This is a genomic window from Collinsella sp. AF39-11AT (assembly GCF_003474585.1).
Lineage (GTDB): Bacteria > Actinomycetota > Coriobacteriia > Coriobacteriales > Coriobacteriaceae > Collinsella.
Window position 1 is genome coordinate 1 of record NZ_QROG01000014.1, and the last position, 26,202, is coordinate 26,202.

Genomic DNA, 26,202 nt, shown 5'->3' on the forward strand with positions numbered 1-26,202 from the left:
CGTTGCGCTGAGTCCTGAGTCTGTTGCAATGAAGATGAAAATCAAGGCGCATATGTTGTCCGACACAACCCAAATCAGTTTCACTATCAGCTTGTGCTAGGATACCTAACGTTACATGAGTTCAGCTGTGCTCACGGCTCTAACAGGCCACATAGCACGGGGTCGATCAGCATCCGGCCGTAACGGCGGTGCCAGAAACACCACGAGCTCCAATATCGATTGCCATGCGCGATTTTGCACTTGTTTTGCGGCTATTTATAAGTTCTCTTTCGGCAGTGTAATTGGTTGTTTTGGCAAACCACAGCAGTCCTACAGCTGTTTGCGTGCGGTCCAGTTTTGTACCCGCTTGACTGGTTCGCACGCAGCCAGCTGGGGTCGCGGTCATTTTTGCGATACACATCCGCGACTCTAGCAACTGCGCATATACATACCGTTCACGGTGGGGCAGAGCCACGTGCTTGTCTAACTGGGCTCAGGGTTTGAATATGGAGCGCCTTCGCGCACAAGCGCCCTGGCGAAGCCATACCCAAACCCCGCGAGCCACACGTAAGACAGCAAGGGGGTGGTGCTTGTGTGGTATGTAATCCAGGTCATTAACGGTCGCGAAGACGTAATGCGCGAGCGCATCGAGCACATGGTGCCGGCGAGCGCCATGCAGGAGCTCTTTTATCCCCAATTTCAAACCGAGATTAAGGTACACGGCGAATGGGTCAAAACGACCAAGCCACTCTTTCCCGGTTATCTCATCTGCGATACGGCAGATCCCCGCACCGTGCAACAGTATCTGCTGCGCATGGACGATTTTGCCCGGGTGCTTGCCCAGGATGGTCAGTTTGTGCCGCTGGCAAAAGAAGAGGTTCAGCTTATTGGTGGCTTTACGCATAGGGGAGACCGCGTGGTGCCCATGAGCGAGGCCCTAAAAGACGGTGACAAGGTCGTAGTGACGGCAGGTCCGTTGCTGGGCCACGAAGGCCTTATCAAAACCATAAACAGACGCAAGAGCACTGCTTATTTAGAGCTCGATCTGTGCGGCCGACGCGTAACCACCCGCGTTGGCATCGCAGTGCTTTCCAACGAGCAGCGCGTCATGCGCAATCTTAAAAAGGCGATCGCCTAGCTGCTGGCGATTTCCGCAAAGGACAGGGAGGATCCCCGACCCGGGGACGAAATCTTGGAAGAGAACGTGTCAGATAAAACAGAATATGTAAAGGATGTGCCCGTGGATGCGGCGTTGATTGGTCAAGTTGGGGATTGGCGGGCAGACTCTCAGACTCCTGTTGCTACGGAATTTCCTCTCCCCGTGGAGAATCCTGCTCCGGCGCAAGGTTTCGTGGCGCCGGGAAGCTATAGGGCTCCCGCCGCAGATCCCAAGGCTGCCGCCCCCAAGAAAGGTGGGCCTGCCTATTTTGCCTTCAAGCGAGCTTTCGACATCGTTTTTTCTGCTGCGGTCTGCGCGGTGTTGGCCATCCCCGTTGTAGCAGCATGCGTCGCCATTGAGATTGACTCTCCCGGAAAGCCGTTCTTCCGTCAAAAGCGAGTTGGTAAGGGTGGAAAGACTATCTATATCTTCAAACTCCGCACCATGGTCTCTGACGCACACGAGCACCCTGAGAAATACATGACTCCCGATCAGCTGGCGAAATGGCAGCGCGAACAGAAGGTTGACGATGATCCCCGAATCACGCGTGTAGGCCGCTTTCTTCGCCGCACTTCGTTGGACGAACTTCCTCAATTCATTAACGTCCCTCGGGTGATTTATCCGTCATTGGCCCTCGTCCCGTAACACTTGAGGAAACGTATGAATACGGCGATGCACGCGATGAGGTGCTCGCATGTAAGCCTGGCATCACCGGTTGGTGGGCTGCGACTGACCGCAACGAATCCACGTGGAGAAGTGGTCAGAGGCAAGCACGTGAGCTCTTTTATGTGCGCCATCAGTCGCTCGGGTTGGATACCCGCGTGTTCGTAAAAACGTTCAAGGCAATGAGGAGGGGGAAGTAACGTATGACCGATTCTCCCCTGGTTTCCATCATTATGCCCCTCTACAATGCTGAGCCGTATCTTGTCGAGACCTTCGACTCCGTTCTTTCTCAGTCCTATAAGAACTGGGAGCTCATCGTGGTCGAAGATTGTTCTTCGGACGCATCTCTTCGACTTGCGAAGGAATACGAGAACAAGGATCGTCGAATCTCGGTTCATCCCAACGAGCACAACGTTGGTGCGGCTAAGTCGCGCAATACCGGTATCGAACACGTTTCCGGCGATTTCGTCGCGTTCATGGACGCCGATGACGCATGGCTTCCGGATAAACTTGATCACCAGCTTGCGTACATGCGGGATTGTGGTCTGGGGATGTGCTTCACCTCGTACGAGACCATTGAGTCTGACGGACAGCATAGGAATTACGTACACGTACCCAAGAGCATCGACTACGACGGTTTTCTCAAGAACACCGTGACCTGCAGCCATACCATCGCGTTCGACCTCTCGAAAATACCCCTGAGTCTTCTCGTTTGTCCCGATTTCGGAGATTCGTTCGATTTCCCTGAAGACATGGTCGTCTGGCTCCAGGTCCTCAAGAGCGGCGTTCCAGCCGGCGGCCTCGACGAGGTGCTTGCAAAGAACAGGAAACATGGCGGCTCCCGCTCCGCTAATAAATTCCGTGCAGTTTCCCGCACGTGGAACGCCTACCGAAAAGTGGAGAAGATAAACCCAGTCTATTCCGCGTATTGTCTGTTCTGGCAGCTGACGCACGCGGTGCTTAAAAGGATTTAGGATTGAGGCTGAATGAGGATTCTATTTCTCTCGAACCTTGAGTTTGAGGGCTTCGCGGGCCCTACGTACTGTGTGCCTGCACTGATCGGGGCCTTATCCGAACTCGAAGAGGTTGTCTGGTATAACATGAGACCTGTCGAGCGCGTAGAATGGAGGGGCCTTCCCTTCTACAGGAACCCTAACGACTTTGCTTTCGACATTGAAGATTTCACAAGTCGAATCTGGCGCCCTGACCTAATCGTTTTTGAGGGTTTTTATGCGTTTCATCCCAACGCGACCCTCTTGGGCGTGCTGTCTTCGGGTATACCATATGTGATTGAGCCGCACTGCGCCCTCACGAGCGGAGACCAGGGGAAGAAAACCTTTAAGAAACGAATCTGCAACGCCGTTTTCTACAACCGTTTCGCTCAAGGCGCCGCTGCGATCCACTACCTTACCGAGAAGGAACGCGATGAGTCCGGTGAGAAATGGAACCGGAACAGCTTCATCGAGCCGAACGGCATAGAGGTGCCCAAGGAGCGCCCTCATCGGGAGTCGTGGCATGGCGACGTGCCCGAAATTGTGTTCGTTGGCAGAGTGGAGCCCTATCAAAAGGGGTTGGACGTCCTCCTCGAAGCGCTTACTCCGTTGAATGCTTGCGCGGATTCACCGCGCTTCCATCTCTCGATTTACGGCAACTCCGTCAACGGCTTCTCAAACGAGATGGAGAAAAAGCTACAGGCCGCGGGGCTTTCAGACGTCGTTGCCGTTCGCGGCCCTGTATACGGGGATGAGAAGGATGCGGTTCTGCGCGCCGCGGACATCTTTCTCCTCACATCACGCTACGAGGGGATGCCGATGGGCCTGCTCGAGGCGTGCGCCTACGGGTTGCCGTGCGTGGTCACCCCGGGTACCAACATGTCCGACGTCATCCTCGCCGAGGGAGCCGGATGGGTCTGCGACCTTTCTCCCGAATCCGTGCGGGAAGCCATCGTCGTCGCCGCCAGCTCTGCTGAGGCCTATGCGGAGATGGCCCTGGCCTCACGTCGCGTTGCGGAGTTGTTTTCGTGGCCCTCGATCGCCAAGTCGATTCGAACCGATTATCTAAAGGTGATTGGGCGCGCATGACGATTTATCTGATGGAAATAGTCGTGATTCTCGTTCTCGGTGTAATCACGGGCGTGTCGCGCGGGGATGCTGAGAGACGAGGCTTTATCATCTTGGCCTGCCTGGTCTTATTCGCGCTCTCCGGCCTGAGAAGCTACGCGGTCGGAGTGGATACGCTCCAGTACTGGAACGCTTACCTGACGGCGTGGATGGCACACTCCTGGTATGAAACCGGGTTCCTGTACCTCCTCCGGGCCTTGAACGCGGTCAGCCCCAATCCGCAGCTCCTTCTTCTCTTCACCAGTGCAGTCATGACCGCCTGCGTCGGGTATGTGGTCTATAAGTCGGACTGCAATCCCGTGCTCGCACTCTTCCTCTATGTGACACTTCTGACGTACGCCTCCTTTATGAACCTCATGCGCCAAGGTATCGCCGCCGCAATCATCATCGCGGCGATACCTTGGCTGGAGTCCGGGAAGAGGATCCGTTTCGCTGTGGCGGTCATTTTCGGCTCCCTGTTTCACTCGACCGCCATCGTCATGCTCGCGCTCATTCCGCTCTCGGCGCTCGCACCGACAAAGAAAGTCATGCTGGGTTATGGCGTCGTCGCGTTGGCTTTGGCCCTTTCCCCTGATTTCGTGTGGAGCTTCATTGGGAAGAACTTCGACAAGTACTCGACGTATAGCATGTCCTCGTGGTCGGGGGGGAATGCGCTCGCGGCGCCGATCATGACCGCCATGGACGCTTTACTGATTGTCGTTTCCCATTTGTTTGGGGCGGGGGCTTCGGATGACGACAGGGGGGAGAGGGTTCTTTTCCATGGATCCATGCTCCAGGTCGTCTTCCAGTTCCTCGCTTGCTTCGTGAACATCTTCCAGAGGCTGACGACGTTTACATCGTTTTTCCTTGCCTTATACGTGGCGCTGCGATTCCGAAAGATCGATACGAAGCTCAAGTTCCTCCTCGTTTACGGCATATGCGCAGTTACGGCCGTGTTCTTTGTAGTAATTATGGTCTACCGGCCGCAATGGCACGGTGTCGTTCCTTTTTCCTTTTTCTGGCAACTTGTTTAGGTTCATGAGGATTGTTAAATGGGACTAGTGTTGAACAATCTCGGGAGGATCGCCAAGCACTCGGTCCTTCCGAAGCCCCTCGCCTGCGATACGCAAGGGGCTTCGGAAGGACCTCCTGAATCTGCGTGGCCAGGGGGCGCTTACCCGGGTTTCGGCCACCACATAACGTTCCTCGCCCGAGCTCCACGACTTATGACCTGCAACACCATTGGTCGACATCACCGTGATTATTCCCCGCTATATCGGCAAGCTCGGGCGGGTCATTGCTGTGGGGACGAAACACTCGAGCGGCGTTGCATGGGGAGGATCTTCGGTCGCGAGACGCGGCAAGGCCTAGAGTTCCTCAAAGATGTGTGGTTTGAGGACACTGCGCAGGCATAAATGATCGTGCTGAGGTTCAGGGGGCGACCATCGACGAATTGGACTACACATACCGAAAGCAAGTTGACTTGTTAACCTCGAACAGCCTGTCGAGCAAGAGGTCTGTAGACAGGTACTTCACGATCGAAGCCATGCTTGCTTCGCGCCGGACATTGGGCTTTCCTTTTCACCAGAGGATGTATGACCAGACCCTCTATCAGCTCAGCCTCTTGTTTGCAAACCTCACGGTCGCGCTCGTTGACGGGGAATCTCGCTGCGTTTTTGCTTTGGCTAGCGAGTTGATGAAGGCGAATAGGTCGCCGGGGAAAAGTGCAAGTCGTTCCTCGAAAAAAATGGACCATCCCGAGAAGGTTCTTTTGGAAGTCAATAGCGTCCTCTGGCGGCTGGCGTCGCTTTCGCTTTAAGGGCTCAGGCACCCGCTCTTTATTGCCTTGCGCTTTAGCTCGAATAGAAACGAAAACTGAAATTTGTTTGGGTTGATATAGATATTGAAAAGCAGTAATACACTCGCCAAAAACATGATTTGGCAGTACGGATTACAAGTACTTAAGTACGTCTTCCCCCTCATCCTCGTGCCGTACCTCACGCGCGTGCTGGGCACGGGTGGCTACGCCGTCTATGCCTACGTGTTGTCGTTCATGGGAATCGTCCAGACGCTCGCCGACTTCGGTTTCATGCTTTCCGGAACAAAGCAAGTCGTCGACCTGAGGGACAACTGCGAGGTCCTTTCACGCCTGCTCGGCTCCATAGAGCTCGCTCGTCTTCTCCTCGCCGCCGGCCTGTGCGCGGTCGTCGTGGTCGTCGCCCAGTTCATCCCACTGCTCTGGGACAATATGGGGTATGTACTGATTGCCTATGTCTCCACCGTGCTCAGGGCCTTGCTACCAGATTTCATGTTTCAAGGTTTTGAGGACATGGAGCCGCTAACCACGCGTTTCTTCGCGGCAAAGGTGATCACGGTCGGCCTGACTCTTCTGGTGGTCCATGGACCGCAGGATCTTCTGCTCGTCGCAGTTGCGGATGCCCTGGGCGGCTTGGTAGCGCTTATCTGGAGCTTCATGACCGTTCGAACCCGCTACGGCGTGCGGGTTTCCTTCGGTGGCTTCCGAAACGCCTTGGCTGAGCTAAAGAGATCTGCCGTGTATTGCGTGTCGAACATCGGCACCACCCTTGTCTCGGGGTTCACCACTTTCGTCGTGGGAATCGTGCTCACCGACCCGACGGAAATTGCGTACTGGTCGCTCGCCCTTACAACCGTAAGCGCGGTTCAAGCGCTCTATTCTCCGATATCCAGCAGTCTGTATCCCCATGTTGTGGCGCATCGGGATCTGGGCGCTGTTAGGAAGATGGCGATTATGGCAGCTCCCGCGCTATTGGTCGGCACCGTTGCGTATTGCCTGCTGTCCCCGCAGGTTTTTTTTCTACTTGGCGGACAGGGCTACGTTGCGGGTTCTTGGGTCATGGTTGCCCTCAGCCCTGTCCTGCCGCTCTCTTTCTATTCGATCTTGATTGGCTGGCCGGTACTCGGCGCTTTGGGTAAGGTCAACGAACTTACCGCCTCGACTGTTGCCTCCGGTGTTATTAACGCTGCTCTGCTCCTCGCGATGGCGCTTCTCGGCCGGTCATCTTTGTTCGCGATCTGCGTAATCCGCTGCATAGCCGAGGTCGCGCTACTTGGAACCAGGGGGTTTGCGCTGATTGAATGTTTAAGGAAGGGAAAGTTGCATGTGTAACATCAACCCACTCTCTATCGAAGAGCTACACCAGAAGGAGCTGGAGCTTCTTGAAGCGTTTGATGCCTTTTGCTCCGAACACGGCCTTCGATACTCGCTTACGGCCGGCACTTTGCTTGGCGCTATTCGCCACAAGGGATTCATCCCCTGGGATGACGATATCGACGTCTGTATGCCACGCCCCGATTACGATCGTCTTGCAACGCTTGCTGGCGAGTTGCCGGCTGGACTCAGGCTCGTTGGCCCCGAGAACAGCCCGTTTGTTTACCCCTGGCGCAAGTTCTGCACCGAAAGTATTAGAGCTCAGGAGCCTACCTATAAAGGGGTAATGGATCAAATGCTCTGGATAGATGTTTTCGTTATGGATGGCGTTTCTTCTAACGAAAGCGAGATTGAACGCATGCAAGTCCGCATGAACAAGGCCTCGCGTGCAAGCGTTTGGTCGAGCGCCAATCATAATTCGGACTCAATGGGAAAACGCTTCATAAAGAACGCAGCCAAAGCGCTTCTTAATCCGGAGCACGCAAAGACGAAGATGATGGCAATGGCTGAGCGCGTTGCAACCGAGCCTGGTTATGACGCGGCAAGCCGCGTCAGCAGCGTACTCGGACTGGCCAAACACGGGTGGTCGCTTCCCAAGGAAGGCTACGAGGACATGGTCGAGGTTGAGTTCGAGGAGCACATGCTCCCCGCTATGGGCTGCTGGGACGAATACCTGACCAAGTGCTACGGGGATTACATGCAGCTGCCGCCGGAGGACAAAAGACAGACGCACTGCCTGAAGGCATGGTGCGTGAACGAAGAAACAAAGGAGAATGCAGATGCTTAACTTCACCGTTGGTCCGGTTATGAGTCCCAGCGAGGTGCTGGAAGTTTCAGCCAAGAGCGCACCCTATTTCCGCACGCCAGAGTTCTCTCAGGTAATGCAAGAGAACGAGCGCATTATGTTGGACTTGTTGTCCGCACCCAAGGATTCACGCTGCGTGTTTCTAACGGCTTCTGGCACAGGCGCTATGGAAGCTGCTGTGATGAGTGTTTTAGCGCCCGCTGAACGAGTTGCAGTGGTCAATGGCGGCAGTTTCGGACAAAGGTTCGTCGACCTATGCCAGCTGCACGGGCACACCGTCGACGAGATCGAACTTGAGTTCGGGCACCAGATAGCGCGGAAAAACCTCGAAGACGCAGTGGATCTCAGCTGCGGTACGCTGCTCGTGAACATGCATGAGACCTCATCAGGACTGTTGTACGACATGAGCCTCCTGTCCGACTTTTGCCGCGAGCGCGGGATGGCCCTGATCGTCGACGCAGTGAGCGCGTTCATCGCCGAAGAGATTGACATGGCGGCTCTCGGCGCCGACGTGGTGCTGACGGGTTCGCAAAAGGCGCTAGCTTGCCACCCGGGCATCTCCATCATGGCTCTCTCGCCGCGCGGACAGGAAAGGGTAGCGGAGAATCCCGAGGTTTGCTCCTACTTGAGCCTAAAGGAAGCCCTGCGCAACGGCGAGCGTGGGCAGACTCCCTGGACGCCTGCTGTCAACACGCTGCTTGAGATCAATGCGCGTTTGAGGTCGATCGAGGCGCGCGGGATCGACGCGGAGCGCGCCGAGATCGCGTCGCGCGCGAAGGCCGTGCGCGACGCCCTGACGAGCACCACACTCGAGATGGTCCCCGAGAACCCCTCCAATGCAGTGACGGCGCTCCGTTGCCCCGCGAGCAACGCAAAGGCAATCATCGAGCGCGCCAAAACCGGGTACGGCATGTGGCTGTGCCCAAACGGAGGCGCGCTGTGCGACGAGGTGTTCCGCATCGGGCACATCGGTGCCATCACAGAGGAGGACAACGACAGGCTTATCGACTGCCTGACCTCGCTATCGGCCGAGGGTCTGTTCTAGGTGGGGGCGCAGATGAAACAGGTAAAGGTCATAGAAGGAGAGGACTTCCGGCGCATGCAGCTATTGGAGCTCGACATGCTCGTGGAGTTCGACCGCGTGTGTCGCGCTCACGGGATTGCGTACACAATCTTCGGCGGGACGCTCCTTGGCGCAGTGCGCCACAAGGGCTATATCCCCTGGGATGATGATGCTGATATTGCAATGCTTCGTGAGGACTACGAGAGGTTCCGTTCTGTCGCCCATGAGATGGACCCGTCCATCTGTTTCTTCCAGGACCATCTGAGCGATCCTGAATACAGGTGGGGGTACGGCAAGCTCAGGCGCACCGGAACGAAGTACGTGAGGGTCGGACAGGAGCACTTGAAGTGCAAAACAGGAGTCTTTGTCGACGTGTTCCCCATGGACGACGTGCCTCTTGGTGTGGGCGGCCAAATTCTGCAGGACTTCTGGTGCATGTGCCTGCGCAAGGTCCTATGGTCTGAGGTCGGCAGACTCGACCCCCGCGTGTCGGCTCCGCTCAGGGCCTGGTTCTCGCTGTTGTCCAAGATACCCGCAAAGGCGGTTTATGCTCTAGCCGCTCCAATGGAGCGCAAGAGCACGGACGACAGCCCCAACCGCGTAAGGACGCTGCTGTTTCCAGCTACCGGTACCCTCTATCGAGAAAATCCGCTCGAAGAGCGTTACGCGATGCCTAAGGAGTGGTTTAAGGACCTGTCGGAGTACGAGTTCGAAGGGAAACGTTTGATGGGGACACGTGACTTCGACGCGATCCTCACTTACATCTATGGCGACTACATGCAGTTGCCGCCCGAGGACCGCCGAGGGCAGCACTCTCCGGTATCGAGCTACGAGTTTTAAGGAAAACGAACGTGAATGTGAAGAAAGTGGCCTGCTGGGACGAGGGCCTGCGGCGTGTTCTGGAAGGTCAGCGCGTTGAAAACCCCTACGCACTTATCGATGCGCTGACCTACGGGTTCGAGGGCGACAACGTTGCGTGCTGGGAGGTCTTCGACGAAAGCCGACTCGAAGCGGTCGTTTACCGATATTATGACGGACTCCAGGTCGTCTTCTGCGGGCAGGCAGGCCACCGCGCAATCCGGGCCGTCGCGACCCTCGTTGAGAAAATGGACCCCTCCATGGTCCAGACCTCTTACAGTGCAGCGGCAGAGCTCGCCACCGTGCTCGCCGACTACAGTTTGTCTGAGGGGTGGGTTATGCGGGCTGACGGAACTCAGGTACCAGACCCCGCGGCGGTCAGGGCGACCGAGGCCGACTATCCTGAGATAGCCAGGCTCATCTGCGGCGACGAGGAGATTGGCAAGCACTACGACGTCAGCGCGCTCGTGGCTCAGTTGTGTGAGAGAGAGCGGCTTCAGGGCTGCAGGAGCATAGTCATTAGGGATAGCGAAGGAATTGCTGCGCATATGGCAACCTATGCCGAGTCCGACGATGTTGCCGTCTGCGCCGGGCTCAAGGCACGCCCTGGCGCGGAGAAGGGTGTCGGGGCGCGGGTGCTCTCATCGCTGGCCGTCGAAGTGGCCGCGCGCGGCCTCATACCTTTGCTGTACTGCTACATAGAGCCACTGTGGCCTTGGTACGAGGCCCATGGGTGGGAGAAAGCCTTCCACGTCGCGAAGCTCGAGCACTGCGGCAATTACTAAACAAGCCACGAAAGGGAAGGTGAGGCCCATGAGGAAAGTGATCACATATGGAACGTACGACCTTCTGCACCGGGGCCATGTGCGCCTGCTGGAACGCGCCAAGGCGCTCGGCGACTACCTGGTCGTGGGCGTAACCGCCGATGGCTTCGACAAGGTGCGCGGGAAGATTAACGTTTCCCAAACCCTCAACGAGCGCATGCGTTCTGTCCAAGAGCTCGGGATTGCTGACGAAGTAATCGTTGAAGAGTACGAGGGCCAGAAGATTGACGACATCAGACGTATGGGAATTGATGTGTTCACCGTAGGCTCTGACTGGGTTGGTAAGTTCGACTATCTCAGGGAATACTGTGAGGTAGTCTACCTTGATCGCACGCAAGGCGTCTCGAGCACCGAGCTTCGCGCCGAAAGTGGACATCTACGAATGGGGTACGTGGGCAAGCGTGTGCTAGTGGAGAAGTATCTGCGTGAAAGTGCCTTCGTGAATGGCGTTGACCCCACCTGCGCGATGATCGACAGTGATGGAAGCCTCGCAGGCTGTGGCTTAGTCGAACAGGTTAATGATTTCGATGAGATAGTCGGTCGATGCGACGCAATCTACCTTGCATCGCATCCCAATCAGCACTATGGACAGATTAAGCGAGCGCTTGAGGCGGGCAAACATGTTCTATGTGAGAGCCCCATTGCCTCAACGCGTGAGGCGTGCCAGGAACTGCAGGCGCTCGCACGCTCAAAGGGCCTCGTTTTGGCCGACGCGATCAAGACGGCGTATTCAACGGCCTACCATCGACTGCTTCTGCTCGCCAAGAGTGGTCACATTGGACGAGTTCTGTCGGTGCGCGCTGTATGCACCAGCCTTGTTGATCTTGGCAGTGAGGACATCTCGAGCGTTGAGGGCAAGTGGTCGAGCTCCAAAGCCTGGGGTCCAGCAGCGTTGCTGCCCATCTTGCAGCTACTCGGAACTAATTATCAATCAGCCGATTTTGTAAGGGCCGACCTTGAAGGTCACGCTGGCTTTGACGCGTTTGGTGAGATCCGACTGGCATTCGAGGATGGCTACGGCGAGGCGGTTTTCGGCAAGGCGGCTAAATCTGAGGGGTCGCTTGTGGTTTCCGGCACGGATGGCTACATTTACGTACCCGCTCCCTGGTGGAAAACAGACTACTTCGAGGTACGCAAAGAGGATCCTTCTCAAAACAAGCGGTATTTCTTCCAGCTTGACGGCGAGGGAATTCGAAACGAGCTCGTCGAGTTCGCGCGAGCAGCTGAGCGTGGAGGCAAATGCGGTCTTTACATCGATGATAGTGTATCCGCCGCCATAGCTGGCCTGCTGGGTCAATTCGACGCAAGTAAAGACCACATCGAACTGTCGCCTATCAAGCTCGGGAGCGACACCTGTGGTGAAGGCGTAGCGAGATAGCCGCGCTTAGATATACACTCGGCGCATTATTCATGCCGTAATCTGAAGCATGGGGGAGTGGTAACTATCATTCGTCTGGATGATAGCGGTCAGCATCTCAATTGCATGCTTATCTTTCATTGATTTAACTACAACGCAAGCAGCAACTTGCGAATAACGGAAGCCGAAATTTAGCTACTTCCACGTAAACTCTCTCCATGAGTTTTGACTTACGTTGGTTCAAAAATTGACTAAGCCAACTTTTGAACCAACGTAACCCTCCGTAAGCACTTGAATGTGTCTTCGCTATTTGGTACTTGGTTAAGCAAACCAAATAAAAGACTCTATGCTAGGGTCATGATGACTACATAATTTGATTTAGAATCAGGCTCACATTTTCGACACGATCTTCGGGGGCCTTCCGGTCTCTGAATCATCAACTGTTTTCTAAACTGATATATAAATTGAAATCGACCCTTGAGGAGTAAAACAGATCCTCAGGGGTCGATTTCATAAATGGAAAACCAAAAACACCCTGGCAGAAACTATCAATCTAAGATTCGAATCAGTATTTAAATTGATGTCACATAAATTAATCTACTCGAATATTATTACTTATAATAGAACATACGTTTGAATTGGAGAATTGTGGCAAACAGTACCGACTTCGAGTCTTTTCTAAAAGATATCAACCCAAGTAAATCTACTATCGATGAAGCAAGCAGACTTCACCAGAATCTTAGGAATCACTTGAAAACTTGTGAGAGCTATAAACATATTTATGTTCACAGCTATTTGTCAGGATCTTACGCTAAGCAAACGTTCATTCGTCCAAAAAAGAATTCGGATTGCTGCGATATTGACGTTGTCATCGAAACTAGTCGTTCAACAAACGATTCTCCGACTTTTGTATTGAATGAGCTTGAAAAGGCCCTCAAACTACGCAGCTGTTACCAAAAAACGACTATTCAAAATCATTCTGTCGGTATAGATATGGCAAGTTTCCATCTTGATGTTGTGCCCTTGGTCAGAGATGAAAACGGTTTTCTTAATATTGGATCATCTAAGGAAGGCACTTGGAAGCGAACTGATCCGAAGAAACATATTTCTTGGACAACAGAAGTTAATCAAGGGTATGAAAATGCATATAAGCCTTTGGTGAAAATTTTTAAATGGTGGCGAAGAGAAAACTGTCCATCGAATGTCAAATATCCAAAGGGAATTACTCTTGAGAAAATGATTGCTGATAATTTACCAGAACCGCACCTCACGATTGAAGAGCGTGTAATGCAAACAATGGCCAATTTGTCAGAAGCGTACTCAGAAGATTTAAGTTCTGGCAACACTCCATTTATCGAAGATCCCGCATTTTGCGAAAATAACCTAGCGGAAAAGTACAAACACAACGACTTCCTTGAGTTTTCAAATAGACTGATCGAACAACTTGATCTTCTTGCAGAAAAAGGCACTGGCAACGATATTTGGAGAACCATTCTTGGCATTAATTTCCCAGCAGGGAATGAATCGAGATCTTACGCAGCTGGAACGAGGCGAATTGCACAGGAACGCGCGTTGTCCGTTACCCATAGACAAAAGCTGAAGTATCCCTTGCAATCTCAAAAACCAAATGCAACCATCACTGCAACTGCCACTCTTCCTTCGGGCAAACAAATCAATCTTCCAAATGATGGGCCGGCGGTTCCGAAAGGGTCCTCAGTGATATATAAAGTCACATACAGCCCAATTAAAGACGGGCGTGTAAGATGGCAGATCACCAATACCGGTGAAGAGGCTATGCGATGCTGTCAGCGTGGGGGCTTTGAAGCTCCCAACGAAGGGAAAACTTCAAGACGAGAAGAAACAGCCTATACCGGAAAACATATCGTGCAGTGCTTTGTTGTGTGTAAAGGCTATTGCGTACGATGGACCCGTCCGTTTTTCATTAATGTGGAGTAGATAATTGATATGGATAAATTGTTGGAAATAATACTACAGCTCCTACAAATCTTTTATAGCGCCCGTGACTGCATAACTGCTATCTGCTCAGTATTTGGGTTCATCGCACTGTTGGTAGTTGCCGCGGGATCTTTTGCTGGCATTACTCAAGCCCTGATCAGATTCGGGCTAGCGTTATTCGCAAAGAAAATCGCTATTATCGCAGGACTTGATGATTTTAATGACATTCGAAAAGATTTGGTCAATTCCGGCCTTATTAAAACAAGAAATATTCAGCATGTCACCAACAAACACCTTGATGAAGCTCAATCAGCGCTTTTAATGATTATTGTTCATGAATATCTAAGCAACGAAGAATTCAATGCTGTTGTCCGAGGTAAAAAGCCCCAGTGCGGATTAATCGTCTACTGCCCTCCTGAAAAAGGAAGGATCGATGAGCAGGGCATGAAACTGCTTAGTATGATTTCATTTACCGCGCTTTGCAACTTCAGGGGACGAATGGTCAACGACGTTCTTCTGATGATGCTATCCACGTCGTTTAAAGGAAAGGATATCAATTAGGGAATTATCCCCTAAACAGCCCATATAACCAATCAACTAACAGCATAAGCTACGATGTGGAACGACTTTCAAATCAATCGGATATTCTACTACGATCAATGACCTCAGTAACGTAATTCCTATTGTCAGAGAATCCTGAATGCAGATCGATAATTGTAGTATTGCCAATTGATTTTTGGCTGCGGAGGAGACAATGAACCTAACAAATTTACCTGAGTACATCTCAGCGATTGTGGCAATCATCGCGTTGCTCATTTCTTGTTACCAGGCTCGTCTCAGCAATAAACAGTCTCTATTCAATCGACGTTTAAATATATGGATAACCGTCGATAATCTCATGAGCGTTTACGCAAAAAACGCGAAGAACTTGGAACATGACGACGAACCGCAAATGGCAATCGACCTACTATTTGTATGGCTGACTAACACCACGTACCTGCAATCAATCTCAGCCTCAATTAATAAGGTGTTAGATGCCGACCTTCAACTTAAATTGCATTTAAAGCTTGATGAAATGAGATCGCTCGCCATGGAGGCGAGATTTTGCTTCAAGGGAAAGAGTGGAAAGGCAATTGCCGAATTCATAGAAGATTATCAATCCCTTTTGTTTTCAATGTATCAGTATCAGATTCTATTTAATAAGATGCTCAAGAATGCAAGGGAATATCAATGGACGCTTGAACAGGCTTCTGAAAGGTTAGATGAGCCCGATCAACGGCAAGATCTCTTTGAAAGAGAAAACACTCTTGCCGCATCATACAAAACTCTATGCCAGCTAAACAAGAGAGGTGCAATTCAGCGCCAAATGCAACTAGCAGGTCCTATATGGCGCTGAGAGAATGGATAGATTACATGTCGATTAGTGGCAACACTCCGTATCTACCGATTGTCCAAGCAAGCTATCTCGTGACGCAGTTTGGCCGTTTCTAGTGGCTCATATGATGGCCTTCGCCTGCCGTTGGAGGACTTTTAGGATAGAAGTAATTACATTAAGGATATGCGTCACGGGAGCACGATAAAGCCTACTTAAACGGACAAGCTCGTAGCAGAGACAGGGCGTACGCGAAGGACTTGTTTGGCGACATCTGGGGAGTGCGATGGCCCCGCTTCTCTCGGACCTCAATATAATAGGAGCAATATAACTGGCTCGTATTAGTTACGTAGACCCGAGCCAGCATTTAGTATAAGCAATCGGATCGGTATTAATAGGTTGACTGCAGGCACATAGAAATCCTTTAAATTAATTACAGCAATTTCAATGTGATTCACACTTCTAAATTGAAGTATTTCATAAATATCTATGCAGCTATTTGATTAAACTATTGTTCATTAAGTAGCCTATCTTAAGGTCGGCAATGGAATCTCAATTATGTGACAAGCTCTTTGCTCCTTCCAAGCCTTACTGGGCATATTGGCAAGAGTTATCCGAAGATGCTGTTTATAACGGACTAATGCTTGCCGGATGGTTTGCCGACAAACTACCGCCGATTTTTTCGGCAGAACAATTTGTTACGTATTGCAATAATCGCAAAATGGCAAGCAACGATTCACGCTCAGAGTGGATTAGATTTAATTACATTCGGTGCAATGGACAATATCGAAAATTCGGCATACCAACCCCCTTCACCTACGAGCGACTCGTCCGCGGTTTAGCCGACAATTGGGGCGATATAGTCCGTCACGTTCAAAAATACACATTACCGCAGCCTTATGCAGTTAGCAGGATTCATCCTCGTGTGATTCCCGATTCGCAAGCAATATTCCAAATGAACTATTCAAACTGGATGACTGATCCTAACCCTGAACCAACTATTCTTATTGGTAAAAAATACCTCGTGAAATGCGACATCTCCACTTGTTTTCCGAGTATATACACGCATTCTTTGCCTTGGGCGATTATGGGAAGGGATAACGCAAAGCAAAATAGAAGTTCCCGTCGGGGCGGTTGGGCGAACGAAATTGACGGACTACTTCAAAAGGCGTGCGACGGCGAAACCCACGGATTACTTATCGGTCCACACGCTTCCAATGTTGTCTCAGAATTAATTCTCACAGTTATCGATGCTAGTTTATTTAACAAAGGCTATAGATTTATTCGAAATATCGATGACTACAATTGTTATGTCGCATCGCGATACGAGGCCGAGCAGTTCATCATCTCGTTGCAGGAAGAGCTGTCCAAGTTTCGTCTAACACTGAATCAGAAGAAAACTGAAATACTAGAATTACCCATAGCGCTTTCTAATGGCTGGGTAAATTCATTAAGGCGCAATGAACCTAATAAATCGGACCCGCTTGATTACAAAGATGTGTCATCTTTTTTGGAATACGCGACCAGTCTTCTTCCTTCTTACCAGAATAATGCCTCAATACTGCTATACGCGTTCAAAATGCTCGCATCGCGCTCACTAAAGCCTTCGGCAAAAGCCTATTTTCGGGACTATGCTATGCACCTTGCAATCGTATTTCCTTATTTGCTGCCGTCATTCGAGAAAGCAATAATTGAGCCTTTGAGTATGGACAAAGATTATATTGAGTGTCTCTCAAAGGTTATTATCTCTGATTGTCTTAATCACGGTGATCACCTTTCGGTTTGCTACGGCCTTTACTACGCAATTAAGTTCGATTTTAAGGTTGATATGCCCGATTTTGAAGATATCAAAAGGGCTAATGACTGTCTTTTATACTTATTCGTCTATCTTTACGCCAAGCATTTTGGCGATGGATATTTGCTTGATCGTCTTACAAAGCATGCTAAGGAATTCCCAATAGAAGGGCGTGAATTTGAAGAGATGTGGCTTTTTCTCTATCATATTCGATCAAAAGAGTGGTTACCGTCTGATGAGTGGAGGGCCATTAAAAAGAGGGGAATCAAGTTCATTAAACCCGAATATTTAAATTAGTGATTGGATTTTTTTATTTAGCTTCTATTGAGGTGCAGCGATGACTGGACGTATCCCTTGGACTCGATATTCAGGTGAGGATATCGAGTCAGTTCTTGCGACGTTTATTTCTCTTGAAGAGCGAGACGCCATTAAAATTCGACCTTCTAGGGGCGATGGAGGAATTGACCTTATCGTTTACCTTGATGCTGAAACGGTCGACATATATCAAATTAAGAAATTTGCTGAAAATCTAAAAAACGGCCAGAAAGCTCAGATTGAAAATTCGTGGCAGGAATTATCGGCAACCACAGTCGATTTGCATGTAAAAATAAATAGCTGGCATCTTGTTATGCCATTAGATCCCACAAATGAGAATCTAAGATGGGCTAAGGAGCTGGTTGAAACTTCTGGTACAAAATTCGTCTGGGATGGCCTTTCAAGAGTTGATGGCTGGGCGTCCAAACACCCAGAAGTAATTGATTATTACTTTTCAAATGGAAAAGAAGAGGTCTCTGAGTATGCTGCGAAACTGCTCTCCATGGCCAATCTTCCAGACTGCAGCGATCCAGCCATTCTCGAAAATAGGCTGCGCGATCTATGTTCCCATCTTGATAAACTGGACCCTTACTATGCATATTCAGTTCACGTGCTCTCAGAATACGACAAACGCGATGATTTTTGCGCATGTGCCCCTGGCGTTGTTATGTCCCAAATTCTAGTAACCCCGGGAGCAGGTCGAATCGCAATCGACGTAATTGAAAAGACGCCAATTGCTTCAATGCTGCATCCATTAAGGTTTTCACTGAAAATCACTGCAGGGACTGACGATGAGAAGGAACAGGCCAAAAATTTTATCGAGTATGGTATGCCCTTCACTTCGTTGCCGGCGGAAGTGATTGATCAGGCCTACCAATTGCCCGTTGGACGTTCCTGCGATGGTATTCGAAAGGGAATCATTAAGACCCTTGATCTGCCCACATCAACTTGCATAAGGTCGGCTTCGTTGTTCTGGGAAGGCTGTGGTGAACTACATCTAATAGTTGATAAGGCCACTCATGGAACGAAGGGAGCTTTCTTTTCTGCCCATGACGCGACGGAAACCTTTCGATTGAGCTTTAAATGGATCGGCAGCCAGTCCGGCGGAACGATTAACTATGAGTTTTCATTTAACAAATTACTCAATAAGCGTTCTCGAGATGTAGTAAGAACTTATCGATTCTTAAGCGAAGCCGAAGATGAAAAAGTGGAGCTTCGAATCGATGGCACGAGTGCTCTCTATTTTTATCTCGGCCTCAGGGATGATGTGGTTGCCGAAGTAAATGCCATATACGGTCTTGCGGTTGCGTTAGAAACTATTAACAGGGCTGCGGACGGCGAAATGCCTTTCCCTGATTATTTTAAAATCACTAAAGGAGAAGTCGCAAATATTAAAGATGCAGCAAGACTGCTCGATGGCGAAACGATTGTATATAGTTGGGAATCACATGGGTTTAATCTAGAAGGGGATGAAGTCCCAAACTTTGAATACCCCTCTTTAGCGCGCTGGATTAAGCCTATAGCTGTTAAGCTTGGAAGCAAAGAGGCATTCTGCGGTTTTGCACAGACTACTCTAGTAATTGGTTCTTCAGAATGCTCAGCAGACCAAATAAAAGATTCTGAACGTAAGCTAGTCTTAAGCCCAGATGATCAGTACGGAAACAAAGCTATATGTGCAATGGTTCCACCAAATGAAGATGTGCTGAAGGGCCGAGATACTTTATGGACCGTTCGTCCTCCAAAATTAGACGATTGGTTAACAATGGTTGAGGCTGCGGAATCATCAGCTCAGGATTTTAAGCAATTGTCAAAGTAGGCTATTCTTACGATTTCAACCTGTAAGGGTCCTTTGTTACAGACTTAGGAATTTATGAACGCCAATCGACTCGAGGCGATTCTTCCTTTCGCCGACTGGCAAAACGATTTACACCTAATTTTGGGAGTTGATCACGGTTTTATTCTTTGCTCATCGTCTGATCTCGCTAAACTAATAACTGCTGCTACCAGGGCATTTTCTGGTGCACATTCTATTGGCTCCTGCGAAGATCGGAGCGGGTATGTTTGCTGCCGAGTCCCACACCAGCCGTCATTACATTGCGATTGTTGCCATGGCCTGCCTATGCGTTTTGCTGGGCGGGCCTTCTTATGCCGCGGGCGCGGAGAGCCTCATCATCGCGGGCGAGACGTACTACGAGCCGGGCGTGTCGGGCCCCGGCTGGGCCTGGACCGATGCCGACCACCTGGAGCTTAACGGCTACGCGGGGGAGGCCATCGGCGCCGAAGGCGACCTGGTGCTGACGCTTGCCGGGCAAAACTCCGTGACGGAGTCGCATGCGCCCGATGCGGACATCACGCTGTGCGGCATGGAGGTGTGGGGCAACCTGACGCTTCGCGGTACCGGGACCCTGACGGCGACGGGCTCACAGTGCGGGATCCACGTCTCGCAGGCGCTCGTGGTGGACGGATGCACCGTCGATGCGCGGGCGGATGGGGCCGATATTACGGACGAGGCGGTCGCCGGCGTGATCGCAGGCGATATGGCCGTGCGCGGCGGCGGGCGCTTCGTCGCCGCGGGCGCCGGGTCCGGAGCGGGCGTGCGCGCCTACGGCGTGTGTCTGCAGGATGCGGGCCTTGGCGACGGTGCGGCCGGCTGTCGGCTTTCCGTCGACGCCTCGTGGCTCGATGCGACCGGTGCCGACGGCGGCCTTGCGAGCACGGGCGGGTCACTTGTATCTGCGCGGTTTGTGACGCCTGCTGGTGGGGCTTTTGGTGCTAGCGGCGTGGTGGACGCCTCCGGTGCGGTGGCACCGCATGTGGTGGTTGAGCCCGATGTGGCCACGCCTCCGGCGGGGGAGACCGATGGACACGACGTGCTGGGCGATAGCACGGACAAGTCTCCCGCCAATGCCAACCCCGCTACCGGAGAGCCCACCACGGTACCCACGGCAAATCCCTCGCTGAAGCCCGCGGCCGCGACAACCAAGACAACAACGACAGTAACCAAGACCACGGTGTCCACGTCCTATAAGCCCAAGACCGCAACCGCCACCGCGACAACTGCGTTACTCCCCAAGACCGGCGACAACAACTGGGTCGCAGCTTCCGTGACGCTTTTCCTGCTTGGTACAATGCTTCTAGCTGCCGCATGTCGTTGTTGAGATAGCTGCCATTTGGAAGAAAGGGACATCCACAAGGCATTGCTATTTGCTTGTTTGCTTATAGGCGCCCAATTATCGAAGGCAGAGGCCATACGGACGCGTCCATGGGCTGAATCGCGGCAACGAGACCCGGGTTGATATACGGGAGAAAAGAATTCAACAATAAGGTGGTGCAGATCACAAACAGCAAAAAGGGCACCGGGACTTATGTCGGCTCCGGTGCCCAAGCGCAATATCGGCAGTACACAGAGCACCGCAATGCAACAATCAGGGTCGAGCGCAAGGCGGATTTAGATCCGCTGAATTCATTTATAGTGCAAGCAGTATGGTCTAACCCCTCTTTTGCGTATATCCGGCTGTTGCGGTCGAGGCCTACGTCCCATGCGTAGAATTGCTTGGTATATAGAATTGCAACACCATTAAGTATTGTGGGGGTTTCTTGTGAAGTGGAACGAATTGGCTGAATTAATATGCGCGTTTATCTCTTTAATTGTGACAGCCATCATTGGCAAGAAACAGTGTTGCCAGAGCAAGCGCATGGAGGAATTCGAGCGTCGCCAGGACGAAAGAGACGAACGCAGACACGCCGAAGGGAATAAGGCGCAGGCAATCGAGTTTATCTCGAAGTATTACTCAGACAGAGGATTAATTCCGCTTTGCGCTGTCGCCGCCATGCACAATGACCTTTTTTATTATTCACGTGAGATGTACCGGAACTTTTGTTGTCTCGTGCCGGAGGTACAGAATCTAATTCTTAAATACTGCAATCTTGACTTGCGGGTCAGGGGAGAGGATGACCTGTTCGTCCGTTGCATCACCGCAGTCGAAGCCGCCCTCCGTGACCGCTTCCCAGAAGATGAACCCGTTCTTTATGATGATGGGAAATACGTGCTTCGCAGCCTCGAAAGGTATGCGGGGGAGAGGCTGCCAGAACCTCGGGTTGACCTTCTTTCTGAGTGCCTGGACTCTTCCTTTCTGCCCCCTGATAGCTGTTCCCCGGGGTACGATTACCTTATCCGTAAGGTCCTTTCCGAGGCCTTCGAATCCAGGGTCGCTTCCTTCGCCCCCATTTCCTATCTGAAAAATGAATATCAATTCGAATCGAGCTCCGAGATTGAGGCCTGCCGATTCGCGTTAACCGTTGCATTCTACGCGGCGACCTACGGCTCTGGTGACGAGGCCAACGATAAGGACTACGGGTGCCCCGGCGGTTTCGATGGCGAGAGAATCGAGACCATGGAAGACCTATTTCTTCTTGCCGTCTTTCAGATGTATACCAGGTTTCTACTTCCGGACGAGGAATAGGAATCGCAACCACGTGTCCGAGCCTTAAATATGTGTTCAAACTTCTTCCCCTATGTCCCCTTTGGGGACAGCCGCCAGCGCAATACCTCAGTGCTATACTCGTTGTCCTAAGGAAGTGATTCATATGTACTTGAGCGATACTAAGATTCAGGAGCTCATCGACAGCAAGGTGCTGCTCAATGCCGATGCTTCGAACATCGGACAGGTTACGTATGACTTGCGCACTGACGGGTTCTACGTTAACGAAAGCAAGCAATCCGAGGTCGAACTTGGCCCTGGAGACTCGACTTTTGTCTCTTGCGTTGAATGTATCGCGCTGCCCAACGATTTGACCGCTAGCGTTCTTTTACGCAATTCGCGCATTCGCCAGGGGCTTTCTTTGGATGCGCCGCTATATTTCCCCGGTCATGGAACACGGCTGTTCTACCGTGTTACAAACGTAAGCGGCAACACGATTGCCCTTGATAAATCTAAGGGTATCGCGCAAGTCGCATTCCAGCGCGTCGAAGGCACGGTTGCTCATCCTTACCATGGAGCCTTTTCCGATGAGCTCAATTTTAATGGGCTTGCCGACTATTCCGACGTCTATGCCGGAGAGCTCAAAAAGGTCGAGGATAAAAAGAACGAAGTCGCCAACATCGAGTCTCGTATCTATGGCAATGTTCTGGCTCTCTTCGCCATTTTTGCCGCGATCTTCACGCTTGTGAACGTTAATGCCGGAGGGGTTTCTTCCGATATAACGACCGTCCGTTTCGTTGCGCTTGATCTGCTGATTATCGGCGGATTCCTGGTCCTTGCGTCCGCAATTGAGGCTTTTCTTGTTAAGGATAAAGAAGATAAGGCGTGGCTTCCGCTCGTGATAGGCATCATATGCATCGCAGCGGCGGTTTTCCTTGCTTTTCGTAAATAGTCAAGTGATCTAAAGGTAAGCAATATGGCTTCCGAGACGGGGTGCCCCGGCCAATGCCGGGGCACCCCTATCTGTTGAGCGGTCTTTTGTTTTTAAATTACATGGCAGCCATAGCAGCCCCAACACATCCTCTATTTAAAAAACGCATGTCGCAAAAGCGTAAAACCGGGGTCTGGTCGACGGGCCTTGGTTTTACTCCGCACTTCGCTTGGATCCGCGACCTCGTTTTCGAAAGCCACTCCCGCGACAAGCTCGTCAAAAAGCAAGGTCGCAATTGCTTTGTGGCGAGCCGGCGACCTGTCGCGCGTATAGAATCTAAGGATCCGCACTCCAGTTATGAAATGGATTGGACACCACACGGAGATCCCCAGCACCCTGTGCAGCAATGTGTACGACTTCGCGTTTTGCCCCGAGCCCTGCTACGACCGCCTGGTCGACCTCGCCGACCCCGAGGACTGGGGCCCCGGCAACCGCATCCTCAAAAACTACCTGTCGTTTTCGTTTAGCCGCGCGGTGTTCCTGACCGAGCGCGACGTGGACCAGACCGCCCCGTCCAACTTGCCGCTGGTGTTCGACGACGTCCGCTGCCTATTCAACACCGGCCTGCACACGCGCCGCTACGAGACCACCTACGGCCTGTTTGAGCCCAACACCAAGCCCGACGCGCACCAGCACTGGTTTTTGAAGGGCTCCTTTAAGGAAAGCGACCCCATGCTAGTCTCGTTTGAGTACCTGCCGTGCCGCGTACGCTTTGCCGAGGACCCTTCCGAGCTGGTCTTTGACCACCGCCTTCCCATCCGCTCCAACATCGATCACATTCTGGGCGACGAGGAGAACCTGACGCGCATTCCTGCCAGCCTGATGGGGGAGGGTAACTCGCTGCTGCTGCGCCGCGCCTTTGAGGGTGCCGTCGTCGAGGCCGCCCGCCGCGCCGCCGCCAACTACACACTCGCCGTGCCGCAGTTCTACGGCGGCCGGATCCAGCTGCTCTTGCCGCTGTGCCTAACCGGCGACAAGCCCGAGCTGGCGCTGACCATCCAGCGCGAGGACGGTTTCTACGCCGCACGCACCTGCCTCACGCTCGACATGGCCTACAACAACGCGCGACTTATCTGCCGTCCCGAGACCTCGTGGATTTAACGATAAAGGGTGGTTTAGCTGCGGTTTTTCAGATTGCTTTGATTGTTTTGGCTTGGCTAGCACCCACGAATTTAAAATCGAGGGCAAAAAGTTCTTGGTAAACCACGCGCGGCTATGTTAGTATCTCTTTTGCCGAAAGGCGACGGGCGATTGGCTCAGGGGTAGAGCATATCCTTCACACGGATGGGGTCACAAGTTCGAATCTTGTATCGCCCACCATCAAAAGCGCAGGTCAGAGGTGTTAAGCCTCTGGCCTTTTTTCATATGATGCCAAATCGAACCGAATTTACCTAAAGCGTTGTATGTTATGCAGTTCACTTTAGTTGTCGTCATCGCACGTTTTGAAAAGTGCATCTGCGTTCATTCATTGAATTCTCTGCGCAATCTATGCGCAATTGTGGAGACAGAGACCACTGGCTCACAGCTCGTACCAGCACGTTCATGTCTATGGCGGATTTTCAATAGATTGCGTCAAGCTTTTGGTCAGTGTTTGGTCAGCTACCCGTACTTACCCGCATGATGCGCCAGTAGATAATCGACCTTGCCCGCAATCCGCACGGCCTACGGCCGATACCAGGGGAGGCGCAAATGGACGATATCGTCTGCGCAAACACTGCATTCCGCTATTGGCGCTGCCCACCGCAGGTGCGCAATCTCTACCCGCGCCTGCCCAACTCCGAAGACGGCTGGCGAGCTCTATCCCAAGCCCCTTTTGTAACCGAAGTCCTCAAGACCCCAATTATCGCTGTTACTTCGCCAGGTTGTTGTAATCACCACTCGGGATTGCGCTCTACTATTCGCTGGGAAGGGGCATCGGATGCCGGCACAACAATCGACACTAATTTAGGCTTTTGTGTCACCAATCCGCTTAACACGTTATTTACTATGACACGCTTTGTATCCCAAATAGATCTCGTACTGGCTATGTACGAACTTTGCGGTTGGTTTTCTGTTTTCGAGCCGGCTCCCGCTGCCGAAATGCAGTTAAAAATGGCGGTAGAGGAGAATCGCAATTCCAGCACGCAGGATCTGTTCGAACTTGGAGAAGGCGAAGACGAGGTTCCTTGGAAACGAGTTTATGCCCGCGCAACCGTTAAGGACCCAGATAATGATAGCCAAACGAGCAAGCGTGAAGATGGAAGAGAGGTTACGAAACTCAAAGGTACTTCTCTCTGGATGAGAAAGCCGCTCATCGAGCTGAGCGACCTGCATCGTTTCGCCGACAAGGTCAAAAGTCAAATGTGGGGAAAGCAGTTTTATGATGCCGCTCAGCAGGTTATCGGCATTGCTGCGTCTCCGCTCGAGGTTGCAGGAATCTTGCTTCTAAACCGTCCGCGGCGTCTTGGCGGCGCTGGCTTCACGAACGTTTATGCCAACGACTTAACTCCTCTTTCCATATCGGCGCAAAGCATCGCAGGTCAAAAGGTCTGCTACGGCGATATCGTGATCGTAAATCCGATTCTTATGAAAGGGGCAATTATCGAAATCCAAGGTGAAGTCATTCATGGTTCAGGTGCAATACTTGACCACGATGCGGAACGCATGACTGCGTTGCAGAGCATGGGATTCGATGTATTCCTGGTGACTCACGATATGCTCAACGATTCAAAGCAGCTAGACACCATAGTCAGAAGTGTCTGCGACCGTTTAGGGATTCGCTATAAAGTCAAAACTGAGGCAATGAAGTGCGCCGAGACGAGACTGCGAGCAAATGTTTTGTGCAACTGGTTGGAAATCGGAAATTAGCCGGCGACAAGGCGCTAGAACTACCTAGTTTGCCTGTTAGTGAATTAATGTCATTTCAAAACTGTGCCGGATTACGGGGCTGGACCCGGACCGGCCGTCCATACCCTGCATTTCACGGAATGCGCAAGTCGCCTACCTGCGATTTTGATTTTACCGATTACGGCATGCTCGGGGGTTCCCGGCCTGGCCCCGTAAACCGGCATGGTTTTGGAATCGCCGGGTCGGCGGGGGCGCGGTCGGCCCCGGTAATGGGCCTGGCGCCGGCAAGACGGCCGTTGGGCGGATGGCGGAACGCGCCGCGACTGCGAAATTTTCCAAAATTGTCCTTGCATCGTGGTCCGAGTTCCCGTATAGTACTTCTTCGCACGGGGGCGTAGCTCAGCTGGGAGAGCGCTTGACTGGCAGTCAAGAGGTCAGGGGTTCGATCCCCCTCGTCTCCACCCGAGCATTGAATGAGGCTCCAACGCAAGTTGGAGCCTTTTTTCATATAGGCACACAAGGTCAAAGG

The 26,202-nt window shown here is 52.0% G+C and carries 22 protein-coding genes and 2 tRNA genes; all 24 read left to right on the forward strand.

Annotation, left to right across the window (positions count from 1 at the left end):
- Nucleotides 1–571: 571 nt before the first annotated feature.
- Nucleotides 572–1,117, forward strand: coding sequence for an antiterminator LoaP (gene loaP / locus DW037_RS06730; RefSeq protein ID WP_233505667.1), 546 nt, complete (start codon nt 572–574; stop codon nt 1,115–1,117).
- A 54-nt stretch (nt 1,118–1,171) separates the two neighbouring features.
- Entirely contained in the window at nt 1,172–1,783 is a 612-nt protein-coding gene (locus tag DW037_RS06735; RefSeq protein ID WP_158571957.1) for a sugar transferase, read from the forward strand.
- Nucleotides 1,765–2,001 carry a sugar transferase gene (locus DW037_RS10895; RefSeq protein ID WP_118373046.1) on the forward strand — a complete coding sequence of 79 codons (237 nt, stop codon included), beginning with the start codon at nt 1,765–1,767 and terminating at the stop codon, nt 1,999–2,001. Before DW037_RS06735 ends, DW037_RS10895 begins: the two co-directional genes overlap by 19 nt.
- Before the next feature lie 3 nt (nt 2,002–2,004).
- Nucleotides 2,005–2,775, forward strand: a complete 771-nt coding sequence (locus DW037_RS06745; protein ID WP_117629359.1) for a glycosyltransferase family 2 protein — start codon at nt 2,005–2,007, stop codon at nt 2,773–2,775.
- A 12-nt stretch (nt 2,776–2,787) separates the two neighbouring features.
- Nucleotides 2,788–3,882: a glycosyltransferase gene (locus DW037_RS06750; protein ID WP_118373047.1), complete on the forward strand. Its 1,095-nt coding sequence runs from the start codon at nt 2,788–2,790 to the stop codon at nt 3,880–3,882.
- Entirely contained in the window at nt 3,879–4,934 is a 1,056-nt protein-coding gene (locus tag DW037_RS06755) for an EpsG family protein (RefSeq protein ID WP_117800194.1), read from the forward strand. Before DW037_RS06750 ends, DW037_RS06755 begins: the two co-directional genes overlap by 4 nt.
- An 869-nt stretch (nt 4,935–5,803) precedes the next feature.
- Nucleotides 5,804–7,048 carry an oligosaccharide flippase family protein gene (locus DW037_RS06770; protein ID WP_118373049.1) on the forward strand — a complete coding sequence of 415 codons (1,245 nt, stop codon included), beginning with the start codon at nt 5,804–5,806 and terminating at the stop codon, nt 7,046–7,048.
- The gene (locus tag DW037_RS06775) at nt 7,041–7,877 is read left to right on the forward strand and encodes a phosphorylcholine transferase LicD (RefSeq protein ID WP_117629365.1); all 837 of its coding nucleotides are present in this window, start codon (nt 7,041–7,043) and stop codon (nt 7,875–7,877) included. Before DW037_RS06770 ends, DW037_RS06775 begins: the two co-directional genes overlap by 8 nt.
- Nucleotides 7,870–8,940 carry an alanine--glyoxylate aminotransferase family protein gene (locus DW037_RS06780; protein ID WP_117629366.1) on the forward strand — a complete coding sequence of 357 codons (1,071 nt, stop codon included), beginning with the start codon at nt 7,870–7,872 and terminating at the stop codon, nt 8,938–8,940. The genes DW037_RS06775 and DW037_RS06780 overlap by 8 nt, the downstream gene beginning before the upstream one ends.
- Nucleotides 8,941–8,952: 12 nt before the next feature.
- The gene (locus tag DW037_RS06785) at nt 8,953–9,798 is read left to right on the forward strand and encodes a phosphorylcholine transferase LicD (protein WP_117629404.1); all 846 of its coding nucleotides are present in this window, start codon (nt 8,953–8,955) and stop codon (nt 9,796–9,798) included.
- Nucleotides 9,799–9,809: 11 nt separating this feature from the next.
- Nucleotides 9,810–10,601 (forward strand): hypothetical protein, encoded by a 792-nt coding sequence (locus DW037_RS06790; RefSeq protein WP_117800192.1) that lies wholly within the window; start codon nt 9,810–9,812, stop codon nt 10,599–10,601.
- Between the two features lie 28 nt (nt 10,602–10,629).
- Nucleotides 10,630–12,018, forward strand: a complete 1,389-nt coding sequence (locus DW037_RS06795) for a Gfo/Idh/MocA family oxidoreductase (RefSeq protein WP_117629368.1) — start codon at nt 10,630–10,632, stop codon at nt 12,016–12,018.
- A 627-nt stretch (nt 12,019–12,645) separates the two neighbouring features.
- Nucleotides 12,646–13,953, forward strand: a complete 1,308-nt coding sequence (locus tag DW037_RS10515) for a nucleotidyltransferase (protein WP_147352016.1) — start codon at nt 12,646–12,648, stop codon at nt 13,951–13,953.
- Nucleotides 13,954–13,962: 9 nt separating this feature from the next.
- Nucleotides 13,963–14,514, forward strand: a complete 552-nt coding sequence (locus DW037_RS06800) for a hypothetical protein (RefSeq protein WP_117629369.1) — start codon at nt 13,963–13,965, stop codon at nt 14,512–14,514.
- Nucleotides 14,515–14,707: 193 nt separating this feature from the next.
- Nucleotides 14,708–15,349 (forward strand): hypothetical protein, encoded by a 642-nt coding sequence (locus tag DW037_RS06805; protein ID WP_117629370.1) that lies wholly within the window; start codon nt 14,708–14,710, stop codon nt 15,347–15,349.
- 520 nt (nt 15,350–15,869) lie between these two features.
- Nucleotides 15,870–17,417 (forward strand): RNA-directed DNA polymerase, encoded by a 1,548-nt coding sequence (locus DW037_RS06810; protein WP_147352017.1) that lies wholly within the window; start codon nt 15,870–15,872, stop codon nt 17,415–17,417.
- Between the two features lie 40 nt (nt 17,418–17,457).
- Nucleotides 17,458–19,251: a hypothetical protein gene (locus tag DW037_RS06815; RefSeq protein WP_117629372.1), complete on the forward strand. Its 1,794-nt coding sequence runs from the start codon at nt 17,458–17,460 to the stop codon at nt 19,249–19,251.
- 241 nt (nt 19,252–19,492) lie between these two features.
- Complete coding sequence (locus DW037_RS06820) at nt 19,493–20,593, forward strand: hypothetical protein (protein ID WP_117629373.1); 1,101 nt, start codon at nt 19,493–19,495, stop codon at nt 20,591–20,593.
- Between the two features lie 441 nt (nt 20,594–21,034).
- Nucleotides 21,035–21,898 carry a hypothetical protein gene (locus DW037_RS06825; protein WP_117583154.1) on the forward strand — a complete coding sequence of 288 codons (864 nt, stop codon included), beginning with the start codon at nt 21,035–21,037 and terminating at the stop codon, nt 21,896–21,898.
- Nucleotides 21,899–22,022: 124 nt separating this feature from the next.
- Nucleotides 22,023–22,808, forward strand: coding sequence for a hypothetical protein (locus DW037_RS06830; RefSeq protein WP_117583155.1), 786 nt, complete (start codon nt 22,023–22,025; stop codon nt 22,806–22,808).
- A 336-nt stretch (nt 22,809–23,144) separates the two neighbouring features.
- The gene (locus DW037_RS06835) at nt 23,145–23,948 is read left to right on the forward strand and encodes a DUF3825 domain-containing protein (protein ID WP_117629374.1); all 804 of its coding nucleotides are present in this window, start codon (nt 23,145–23,147) and stop codon (nt 23,946–23,948) included.
- A gap of 144 nt (nt 23,949–24,092) precedes the next feature.
- Nucleotides 24,093–24,167: transfer RNA gene (locus DW037_RS06840), tRNA-Val, on the forward strand.
- A 369-nt stretch (nt 24,168–24,536) separates the two neighbouring features.
- Entirely contained in the window at nt 24,537–25,694 is a 1,158-nt protein-coding gene (locus DW037_RS06845; RefSeq protein WP_147329332.1) for a hypothetical protein, read from the forward strand.
- A gap of 367 nt (nt 25,695–26,061) precedes the next feature.
- A tRNA-Ala gene (locus DW037_RS06850) sits at nt 26,062–26,134 on the forward strand.
- Nucleotides 26,135–26,202: the final 68 nt, after the last annotated feature.

What these genes read in the sequence shown, in the direction of transcription:
- DW037_RS06745 (WP_117629359.1), top strand. Translation starts at nt 2,005, where the DNA reads ATGACCGATTCTCCCCTGGTTTCCATCATTATGCCCCTCTACAATGCT.
- DW037_RS06750 (WP_118373047.1), top strand. Translation starts at nt 2,788, where the DNA reads ATGAGGATTCTATTTCTCTCGAACCTTGAGTTTGAGGGCTTCGCGGGC.
- DW037_RS06755 (WP_117800194.1), top strand. Translation starts at nt 3,879, where the DNA reads ATGACGATTTATCTGATGGAAATAGTCGTGATTCTCGTTCTCGGTGTA.
- DW037_RS06775 (WP_117629365.1), top strand. Translation starts at nt 7,041, where the DNA reads ATGTGTAACATCAACCCACTCTCTATCGAAGAGCTACACCAGAAGGAG.
- DW037_RS06780 (WP_117629366.1), top strand. Translation starts at nt 7,870, where the DNA reads ATGCTTAACTTCACCGTTGGTCCGGTTATGAGTCCCAGCGAGGTGCTG.
- DW037_RS06785 (WP_117629404.1), top strand. Translation starts at nt 8,953, where the DNA reads ATGAAACAGGTAAAGGTCATAGAAGGAGAGGACTTCCGGCGCATGCAG.
- DW037_RS06795 (WP_117629368.1), top strand. Translation starts at nt 10,630, where the DNA reads ATGAGGAAAGTGATCACATATGGAACGTACGACCTTCTGCACCGGGGC.
- DW037_RS06800 (WP_117629369.1), top strand. Translation starts at nt 13,963, where the DNA reads ATGGATAAATTGTTGGAAATAATACTACAGCTCCTACAAATCTTTTAT.
- DW037_RS06805 (WP_117629370.1), top strand. Translation starts at nt 14,708, where the DNA reads ATGAACCTAACAAATTTACCTGAGTACATCTCAGCGATTGTGGCAATC.
- DW037_RS06810 (WP_147352017.1), top strand. Translation starts at nt 15,870, where the DNA reads ATGGAATCTCAATTATGTGACAAGCTCTTTGCTCCTTCCAAGCCTTAC.
- DW037_RS06815 (WP_117629372.1), top strand. Translation starts at nt 17,458, where the DNA reads ATGACTGGACGTATCCCTTGGACTCGATATTCAGGTGAGGATATCGAG.
- DW037_RS06820 (WP_117629373.1), top strand. Translation starts at nt 19,493, where the DNA reads ATGTTTGCTGCCGAGTCCCACACCAGCCGTCATTACATTGCGATTGTT.
- DW037_RS06830 (WP_117583155.1), top strand. Translation starts at nt 22,023, where the DNA reads ATGTACTTGAGCGATACTAAGATTCAGGAGCTCATCGACAGCAAGGTG.
- DW037_RS06835 (WP_117629374.1), top strand. Translation starts at nt 23,145, where the DNA reads ATGAAATGGATTGGACACCACACGGAGATCCCCAGCACCCTGTGCAGC.
- DW037_RS06845 (WP_147329332.1), top strand. Translation starts at nt 24,537, where the DNA reads ATGGACGATATCGTCTGCGCAAACACTGCATTCCGCTATTGGCGCTGC.